Genomic DNA, 1,171 nt, shown 5'->3' with positions numbered 1-1,171 from the left:
GGCGCCGGGCCGCGGCGCGGTGGTGCTGGGCATGGGCAGCCTCGGGGCGGGGCGGCTCAACGCGGGCTCCGATCTCGACCTGATCGTGATCCACGACGCGCAGGGGCAGGAGCAGAGCGAGGGGCCGCGCCCCTTGGCGGCCCGGCCCTATTTCGCGCGGCTGACGCAGGCGCTGGTCACGGCGCTGACCGCGCCGATGGCCGAAGGCCGGCTCTACGAGGTCGACATGCGGCTGCGGCCCTCCGGGCGGCAGGGGCCGGTGGCCACCGCGCTCTCCTCCTTCCGCAGCTACCAGCTGGAAGAGGCCTGGACCTGGGAGCATCTGGCCCTGACCCGCGCCCGGCCGCTCGCGGGCGATGCGAGCCTCGCCGCCGAGGTCGAGGCTTTCCGCCGCGAGGTGCTGGCGGTGAAGGGGCAGGGCCCGAAGGTCCGCTCGGATGTGGCCGAGATGCGCGCCCGGCTGCAGGCGGCGAAACCGGCGACCGCGCCCTGGGATGCCAAGAACGGCCCCGGGCGGCTGATGGATGTGGAGCTTCTGGCCGAGACCTGCGCCCTGCGCGCCGGCGATCCGGCGCGGCGGGTGGAACAGCAGCTGCGCGCTGGCGTGAAAGGCGGGCAACTGTCGCAATCGGACGAGACGGTGCTGCTCGAAGCCTACAGGCTCTGCTGGCGACTGCAGGCGGGGACCCGCCTGTTGACCGATGGCGCGCTCGACCCCGACCGGCTGGGCGAGGGCGGCTGCGCCTTTCTTCTGCGCGAGCTGGAGGAGGCCTCGCCCGGGGCGCTGACGGCGCGGCTCGGACGGGTGGTGGAGGCGGCGGCGGCACGGGTGACGGCGCTGCTCGGGACGGGAGACGATGGAAATGGGGAGACGGGCCGTGCGGCTGACTGAGGCGGACCCGAAAGGGCTGGTGCGCGAGAGCTACGCGATCGAGGGCATCACGCCCGGCGAATGCCGCTCGATCTTCATGGACTGGGCGCTGAGCCTGCCGGTCGGGCTTTCGACCCCCGACGCGCTCAGGGCGCTGATCGCGCATTACGCGCTGGACCTGCCGGACCATCCGATGAGCGAGGTGCTCTCCGACGCGCTCACCGCCCCCGAGCAACCCCGCCGCCGCGGCGGCCGCGCCGCACGGGTGCCCGGCCAGGCCTGAGGCCGGCGGGGAACCCT

1 protein-coding gene and 1 pseudogene are annotated in these 1,171 nt (G+C 74.4%); both read left to right on the top strand.

The features are described from left to right. Positions 1-892 (top strand): annotated as a pseudogene (locus C5F48_RS24005) (glutamine-synthetase adenylyltransferase); the annotation flags it as partial. Then, entirely contained in the window at positions 879-1,154 is a 276-nt protein-coding gene (locus C5F48_RS24000; protein ID WP_107666152.1) for a hypothetical protein, read from the top strand. The pseudogene C5F48_RS24005 and the gene C5F48_RS24000, both read left to right, overlap by 14 nt. Positions 1,155-1,171: the final 17 nt, after the last annotated feature.

This window comes from Cereibacter changlensis JA139, assembly GCF_003034985.1.
Lineage (GTDB): Bacteria > Pseudomonadota > Alphaproteobacteria > Rhodobacterales > Rhodobacteraceae > Cereibacter > Cereibacter changlensis.
The sequence above is the reverse complement of the archived record's forward strand: the minus strand, read 5'-3'. Positions and strand labels throughout refer to the sequence as shown.